Raw genomic sequence first — 7,483 nt, 5'->3', positions numbered from 1 at the left:
CTCCCCGGGACCATCCCGGAGAGCCATTTTCGCGTTAACTATGCAAAAGAAGGATACTTGCTTACTAGCATCCTGCGTGCCAAAGAAACGCATCAAGAAAATATTTCAAAAATCATTTTATCTCAGAGTGATAAAAGAGCTCGCCCGACATATTCTATCCCAACGCAGACCTGCATTCAGTAAAAAAATGTTGAACCATTTCCGCAGGCACCCCGGTTTGAGCGGGGCCGCCGTTCAAAAAATTCAACCGGAGAAAGGCCTATTCCATGGGAAGAGCAAAACCGAAGCAGGCCCCCTGCCCCGGCTCGGAGTCGACCCAGACGCGACCGCCGTGGGCCTTGACCACGTTGTTGACGATGACCAGCCCGAAGCCGGTGCTCGTTTCGCCGCCCGTGGGCGCGGCGCTGCCCTTGTGGTAGTCGCGGAAGAGCAGACGCTGCTCTTCTTTTGGGAGGCCCGGCCCCTGATCGCAAACCGTGACCACGGCCTGCCCGTCTTCGCGAAGCAGGCTCACCGTGATGGTGGTGCCGGGAGTGGAAAATTTGATGGCGTTGGACAAAAGGTTGTCCACCACCTGCGCAATGCGGTCCGCGTCGGCAGGCACATCGGGAAGCGATTCAAGCCGCTCGTCCAGTTCGATATTCTTGCGCCGCGCCTCGAACCGGCTCATGGAGATGCGTTTGCGAACAAGCGTGTTCAAATCCGTTGTCTGACAGCGCACCTGAAGCCTTCCGGAGCGTATCACCGAGATGTCCAGCAGGTCGTCCACCATGCCGCGCATCCCGGCTGCCGCGTCCCGGATGATGGTCAGCATCTCCACTTTGTCCTTGTCCAATTCATCACCGGATTCCAGCATGAGCTGGGCGAAACCCTTGATGCCGTTGATGGGGTTTCGCAGGTCATGGGCCACCACGCCCATGAATTTGGTCCGCACCGCATCGAGCTCGCGCAACTTATGCAGCCGCTCCAGCATGATGACGTTCAGTTCAACGCGGGAGACAAGCTCTTCGATCTGAAACGGTTTGTTGAGAAAATCATTGGCCCCGGCCTTGAGGAACCAGACGGAGAGGGTTTCGTTTTCCGCCGAGGAAACGCCGATGATGGAAAGGTCATCCATCGATTTTATGCTCCGCACCTTGCGCACGAGGGTCAAGCCGTCCATGCCGGGCATGGCGTAATCCATCACCGCCACGGTAAAGCTCTCCCGTTCCAGCAGGTCGAGGGCATCCTGTCCGTTGCTTACAGTCCGGACGGTGAACATGCGCCGCCGCAGAACCGTCGCCGTATGCTCCAGAAACGATCGGGAATCGTCGCAGACAAGCACGTTTACACCCCGGTTGCGCCAGAGACGATCCAGCGTGTCCAGAAGATGGGTCACAGCCATGCCGTCCTTGACGATGTAGTCGCTCACTCCCTTGTCGAGAATCGCTTTTCGCAGGTTTTCGTCGATGCCGGAGGTGAAGACTACGGTGGGGATGCCTGCTTCGCGCAGGATATCCACGATTTCTCCATCGTGGGTATCCGGCAGATGCAGGTCTGCAACGGCACAGAAAAAACGTTCGGACGAAGCCGAAATCAATTGTCGGGCCTCGGCGAGCGTTTCGGCACATTCACAGGTAAACCCGAGATCATCCGACACCCTCCGCTCCAGCTCGGTGACTATGGATTTGCTGTCCTCGATGATGAGAACATGCGGCTCGACAATGTGATCCACCGGTACCTCCTGAATCACAGAGGGGAAACGCCGGACAGAACGAACCCGGCAGCCTCGAGAGCCGACTGCGAGACAGCCCCGTGCCGGAGAATCCGCACACGCTCCTCGTCCAGCACCTCTACCACGGTGGATGCGCTGCCTCCGGCCGGATGAGGGATGTCGAGGAACGAGGCCTTGACGCCCTGAAGTATTTGCGGGTCGAGCTCTCCGGGTACGGCCGTGGGTTGGCTCCCGCTGCGGTTGGCGCTCGTCGCCACCAGCGGGGCCCCACCATGGTACAGAGCTGGGCGGCCACGGGATGGTCGGTCCAGCGCACCGATGTGCGCCCGAGGTCATCACTCACGCCGGGCGCGAGCGACTCCACGGCGGGCACCAGAATGGAGAGCGGTCCGGGCCAGAAGCGGTCCATGAGCTTTCGCGTGACCGGCCCGACTTCGCCACAGACTCCGGCAAGCTCGTCCATGCCGCCGATGACCAGCGGCAGCGGCTTGGCCTGAGGCCGGGCCTTGAGCACGGAAACTGCGCGCACGGATTCCGCCATGTCGGCCCGACAGCCGACGGCGTACAGGGTCTCCGTGGGGTAGACGGCGAGACCGCCGTTTCGCAGTACCTCGACAAGCGTTTCAAAGGCGTCTGAGTTGCGCATGGAATCAAGCATACGTCAGAACGGGAATGAATACCAATTATTATCGGCTAGCGGGTGTACCACTTTTCACGCATGGCTTCGAGCTCCTCGGGCGAATAGGAAGGCTCGTCGTAAAACCCTGCCTCGTTGCGCTGCTTGAATGCCTCGTAAAGCATGATGGCCGCCGCAACGGACACGTTGAAGCTCTGCACCATGCCCTGCATGGGGATGTAGACTTCGTCCGGAACCAGTTCGGCCAGCTCGGGCGAAGTGCCCCGATGCTCGTTGCTGAGGATGATGGCCGTGGGCTTGGTGTAGTCGAAGTCCATGACTGTCCGCGCGGTCTCGGAGAACCCGGTCCTGAGCACCTGATACCCCTGCGACCGCATGGAGCCGATCATCTCGGCGGGGTCGCTGTGGCGCACGCGCTCGACCCATTTCTTGGCCGAGGCCGAGCTTTTCTTGCCCAGATCGGGCCATGAGGAGGTGGTATAATAGAGATGAACGCGGTTCACGCCGAAGGCGTCGCAGCTTCGCAGCACGGCGGAAACATTGTGCGGGTCCCAGATGTTGTCCATGACCAGCGTGAGGTCCTTCTGCCTGCGGGCGGTGACCGCGTCGACCCTGTCTCTTCTCTTCTGCGTGATTTCCCGTGTCATGAGGCGCTCAATATCCCTTCGCGCCGAGTTAGGCAAGTCCGAGGCGGATGTACAATTTTCAGCAACATTTATAATGCATATGCCGTTGACATAATTTCACTCAATGGACCACAATAAGCAAACTGAACCGAGTATATGCCATTTCTGGACCGGAGGTATCATGCGGGCGCTGATTGTCGAAGACGAGTTCCTGAGCAGAAAAGTGCTCAAGTCGTTTCTCATGTCGCTTTTCGAGGTGGACATCGTGGTAAACGGTCGTGAAGCAATTGAGGCGTACAAGCTCGCCGCCGAGGAAGGCAAGCCCTACCACCTCGTGCTCATGGACATCATGATGCCCGAGATAGACGGCATAGAGGCGCTTGAGACCATCCGGCGGCTTGAGGTGGAGATGCAGGTCGCCCGCAGCAAGATCATCATGACCTCCGCGCTGGACGACCCCAAGACCGTACTCAAATCCTTCCACGAAGGCGGGGCTTCCGGGTATCTGGTCAAGCCGGTGGACAAGGAAAAACTCTTCAAGGAACTGGAACGGATCGGACTGCTCAAACAATAGGACGAGGCACCGGGCATGAGCGAAGACGATGCAATGGTTGACGAATTCTTTTCAGAGGTCAACGACAAGTACTACCCGCAGGTCATCGAGGGCCTTGAGCAGCTTGACGGCGGAGAGATAGCCGACGGCATCGAAACCCTTGGGCGTCCCCTGCACACCATCAAGGGCGTCACCGGCTTCATGAGCGGTTTCGAATCTGCATCGTCCTTCACTCACAAGGTCGAAGACTTCATGAAGAAGGTCCAGTCCGGAGATGTGGAACCGTCACCTGAGAACATCACGGTGCTCTCCGAATCCGTGAACATGATCTTTCAGGTGCTCGAACAGCTTCGCGATACGGGCACCCCGGACGACGAAGAGACGAACCGCGTGCTGGGACTCATCAACGAGGCCAGCAGCACCGGCGCAGGCGGCGCGGGGCCGGAAGCTGCGGGAGTGGAGGTCGAGGAACGCGACGGCGTGGCCATACTCCACGTCAAGGACAAACGCGTCCACCTCGACGTGCACCGAAACGCCATTACCAAGCCCATCATACACGCCGGTCCGGGCAACCCCGTCCTTCTCAACCTTGAAGAGGTGCTGACCTTCAACTCCGGGTCCTGGGAGGCGGTGGCCGAGCTGGTGGGCATCTTCGACGTCAGCGTGGCCGGGCTTTCCCCGGCCTGCAAACAGGTTTTCTACTCGTGGGGATTCGACGAGACCTTTGCCGCATACCCCGACGTGGCTGCCTATTTCAAAAGCCGTGAACAACCCCAATGAGGTTTAGTGAATGCGTGAGAGCATAGGGCAATGCATTGAGGAAGTCGAAGAACGGATTCTCGACGTAGAGCGCGGAGAAGCCGCGATCACCGAGGCGCTGGACACCATGGGCCTCAGCCACATGAAGCTGTCCTCGTCCCAGTCATCGCGCTGCTCGACATGCTCTCCGACGGCATCACGCCCCTGACGCCGGAAATCATCACCTCCATGCTCGGGGTGAGCGAAGCCCAGAAAAAGTTCCTCTTCTCGTTGGCGGGGATACTGGACCTCGGCTCTGCGGTCGTGGCCAAATCCGAAGAAGACATTGCCGAAGAGGCGGCCCCGGAAGAGGACGAGGCAGCCGTTGCCGCGGCCATGGGCGCCGAAGGTGAACAGACCACGGCGGAAGCTTCGGAGAAGGCGGAAAAACCTGCACAGCCCGAAAAGAAAGCCGACGCCAAGCCGGAGCAGAAGGAAGAGAAAACGGTCTCCCAGCAGGCCATCTCGTCCATCCGCGTGCCCACCGACAGGCTGGACCGCGTCATCGAGCTGGTGGGCAAGCTCATGGTCACGTACGCGGTCATCGCCCAGAGCAGCGGCCGCAACGACCAGAAGACCACCTCCAGCCTGCGCGAGCTGGATACGGTCATCAGCAAGCTGCAAAACGAAGTGGACGCCATCCGCCTCGTGCCGCTGAAGCAGATTTTCATGCCCATGCACCGGTTGGTGAAGAGCCTCTCCCAGAAGATCGGCAAGAAGCTGGAGTTCGTCATCAAGGGCGAGGACCTGCCGCTGGACAAGACCATCGTGGAGAGCATGAACGAACCGCTGGTGCACCTGCTGCGAAACGCCGTGGACCACGGGTTGGAGACCCCCGAGGAGCGAAAGGCCGCAGGCAAGAGCGACACCGGGCTGGTCCAACTCTCCGCATGGCGCAAGGGCGAGGAAGCCTTCATCGAAGTTCGCGACGACGGCAAGGGCCTCGACCCCGAACGCATCCTCAACAAGGCCATTGAAAAGGGCATCGCCGACCCGGACACGGAATACTCCCAGAGCGAGATTCTCCAGTTCGTGCTGGCCTCCGGGTTCAGCACCGCAGAACAGGTCACGGACGTCTCCGGACGCGGCGTGGGCATGGACGCCGTGGTCAACGCCATCCGCGTGGGCCTCGACGGCGACATCCACATCACCAGCGAGCTCGGCAAGGGCGCGGCTTTCAAGATCAGCATCCCGCTGGACCGCTCGGCCAACGAGGGCATCGTGGACGCCATCATCTGCCGCCTTGGGGGGGACGTCTTCATCGTTCCCAGCCGGGATGTGGTGGAAGTGTATGTGCCCAAGGCGCAGGAAGTCGTGGAACTGCCGGACGGACGCGAGACCGTGGACGTGCGCGGCGAGGTCCACTCCCTGCTGCGTCTCGGCCAGTTCCTCGACATCGAAGCCGAAGTCACCGACATTGAGAAGGCCCAGTGCATCGTGGTGCGCGTGGGCGAATACAAGGCCGCCATCCTCGTGGACGAGGTCCTGCGCCAGCAGCAGGTGGTCATCACCCGCTTCACCGTGCCCGTGGAAGAAGTCTTCCACCTGCCCATCCTCGGCTACGGCATGATGGGCGAGTCCGACGCGCTGGTCATCGACACCGAGGAACTGCTCAACAGCGCAGGCGAACAGCACGTCGAGCAGCAGCCTTGACATTTCGCGACAAAGCCCAGTAAATCGACTCTGCTTCAGGTGTCCAAAAGGACTTGATAGGGAATCCCGTGAAAATCGGGAGCGGGCCCGCCGCCGTAACCCCCGTGAATTCCGTCCCCCAGCGTGCCACTGGACCAACGTCCGGGAAGGCCGGGACCGGAAGGGGTCAGCCGGAAGACCTGCCTGAGGCCGCTCCAAGGTTTGCTCGGACGGCAACGGGGCTTTTGCTGCGCCGAGGCACTTATTTCGGAAAGGAAAAACGGACCCTTCCCGCATCTGTCGTGCGGGGAGGTTTTTTTGCCCTTTCCCCAACAAGCCCCTCCTGAATACCGGAGGAATCCACATGCGTATCGCCACACTTGTACTGGCGCTCTGTATGCTCTTTCCCGCTGCTGCCATGGCCCACGGCCATGACGAGGCTCCCGCAAAGAAGGCCATCGTACTGGCCGCCTTCGGCACGTCCTACCCCGACGCGCTGAACTCGATTCTCGCCATCCGAAACAAGGTGGAGAAGGCCTTCCCGGACGTCCCGGTCAAGCTGGCCTTCACCTCCAACATCGTGCGCAACATCTGGCAGCAGCGTGCCGCCGATCCCGCATGGAGCAAGAGCCATCCCGAAGTGCCCGAGGACGTGCTGCACGTGAAGCACCCGCTGGCCACCATCGCCGAGCTGCAAAATAACGGCTACCGCGACATCGCCGTTCAGTCCCTGCACGTCTTCGCTGGCGAGGAGTTCCACGACCTCATCACCCTCGTCTCCTCCCTGCGCTCCATCCGCACCATGAAGCCGCGTCACCGCCCGTTCCAGCGGCTGTCCCTCGGACGCCCCGCGCTGGGCATGCCCGGTGAGGCGCACCCCTACACCGCGGACATCGAGCGGGCCGTGAAGACGCTTGCCGATGACGTGAAGGAAGCAAAAGCCAACAACGCAGCCCTGCTTTACATGGGCCACGGCAACGACTTCTTCTCCACCGGCATCTATGCCGAATTCGCCAAGGCCATGCAGGCCGAATACGACTACCCGTCTTCGTGGGCTGCGTGGAAGGCTACCCCTCCCTCGACGACGTGATGCCGCGCCTCAAGGCATCCGGCAAAAAGAATATCCTCATGAAGCCGTTCATGGTCGTGGCGGGCGATCACGCCACCAACGACATGGCCGGTGACGAGGACGACGCATGGAAAGTCCTGCTCATGAAGGCGGGCTACAAGGTCCAGACCCAGCTGCGCGGCCTCGGCTCCGTGGACGCATGGGCCGACCTGTACGTCGACAATCTCAAAGACGCCATGAAGTAGGCATCTGAAAGTGAACACCCGCAAGGCAACGGTCCGGACGACCATGCTCCTCGGCACGCTCTGCGCCGCACTGGCCGCCACGGCGGTCATCGCGCTGGGCATGGGATTCGTGCGAATCCCTCCGGCCGAGGCGCTGTGCGTCGCGCTGGGCCTGCCTTGCGGGGATGACGTATCCCTGCGAACCGCCGCCATCGTCAACCAGATCCGGC

The 7,483-nt window shown here is 60.7% G+C and carries 7 protein-coding genes, 3 pseudogenes and 1 riboswitch; of the genes and pseudogenes, 7 read left to right on the top strand and 3 right to left on the bottom strand.

The genetic code is table 11. The features are described 5' to 3' along the window. Positions 1 to 183 (top strand): hypothetical protein (locus JCM12178_RS19005; protein WP_218185659.1); only part of this gene is annotated, 183 nt, incomplete at its 5' end. A 76-nt stretch (positions 184 to 259) separates the two neighbouring features. Here JCM12178_RS19005 and JCM12178_RS16185 read toward each other — a convergent pair. The 3 genes and pseudogenes from JCM12178_RS16185 to JCM12178_RS16175 form a co-directional block, all read right to left on the bottom strand. Next, positions 260 to 1,714: a hybrid sensor histidine kinase/response regulator gene (locus tag JCM12178_RS16185; RefSeq protein WP_157054968.1), complete on the bottom strand. Its 1,455-nt coding sequence runs from the start codon at positions 1,712 to 1,714 to the stop codon at positions 260 to 262. A gap of 137 nt (positions 1,715 to 1,851) precedes the next feature. After that, positions 1,852 to 2,360: pseudogene (locus JCM12178_RS16180) on the bottom strand (L-threonylcarbamoyladenylate synthase); the annotation flags it as partial. A 47-nt stretch (positions 2,361 to 2,407) separates the two neighbouring features. Then, positions 2,408 to 2,998, bottom strand: coding sequence for a TrmH family RNA methyltransferase (locus tag JCM12178_RS16175; RefSeq protein WP_054652912.1), 591 nt, complete (start codon positions 2,996 to 2,998; stop codon positions 2,408 to 2,410). Between the two features lie 160 nt (positions 2,999 to 3,158). On the opposite strand from JCM12178_RS16175, the gene JCM12178_RS16170 reads away from it, so the two are divergent. From JCM12178_RS16170 to JCM12178_RS16150, 6 genes and pseudogenes are all read left to right on the top strand, one after another. Further along, complete coding sequence (locus JCM12178_RS16170; RefSeq protein ID WP_054652910.1) at positions 3,159 to 3,551, top strand: response regulator; 393 nt, start codon at positions 3,159 to 3,161, stop codon at positions 3,549 to 3,551. A 15-nt stretch (positions 3,552 to 3,566) separates the two neighbouring features. Continuing rightward, positions 3,567 to 4,310 (top strand): Hpt domain-containing protein, encoded by a 744-nt coding sequence (locus JCM12178_RS16165; RefSeq protein ID WP_054652908.1) that lies wholly within the window; start codon positions 3,567 to 3,569, stop codon positions 4,308 to 4,310. A gap of 10 nt (positions 4,311 to 4,320) precedes the next feature. Continuing rightward, entirely contained in the window at positions 4,321 to 4,497 is a 177-nt protein-coding gene (locus JCM12178_RS20065) for a hypothetical protein (RefSeq protein ID WP_245628831.1), read from the top strand. Beyond that, entirely contained in the window at positions 4,470 to 5,981 is a 1,512-nt protein-coding gene (locus JCM12178_RS16160) for a chemotaxis protein CheA (RefSeq protein ID WP_245628830.1), read from the top strand. Before JCM12178_RS20065 ends, JCM12178_RS16160 begins: the two co-directional genes overlap by 28 nt. A 20-nt stretch (positions 5,982 to 6,001) precedes the next feature. Continuing rightward, positions 6,002 to 6,182: riboswitch (cobalamin riboswitch) on the top strand. A gap of 142 nt (positions 6,183 to 6,324) precedes the next feature. After that, a pseudogene (locus JCM12178_RS16155) lies at positions 6,325 to 7,274 on the top strand (sirohydrochlorin cobaltochelatase). Between the two features lie 10 nt (positions 7,275 to 7,284). Further along, positions 7,285 to 7,483, top strand: a pseudogene (locus JCM12178_RS16150) (hypothetical protein); the annotation flags it as partial.

Origin of the sequence: Salidesulfovibrio brasiliensis JCM 12178 (assembly GCF_001311825.1) — a bacterium.
Taxonomy (GTDB): domain Bacteria; phylum Desulfobacterota; class Desulfovibrionia; order Desulfovibrionales; family Desulfovibrionaceae; genus Pseudodesulfovibrio; species Pseudodesulfovibrio brasiliensis.
Note: the sequence above shows the minus strand (reverse complement) of the source record. Positions and strands in the feature narration are given on the sequence as shown.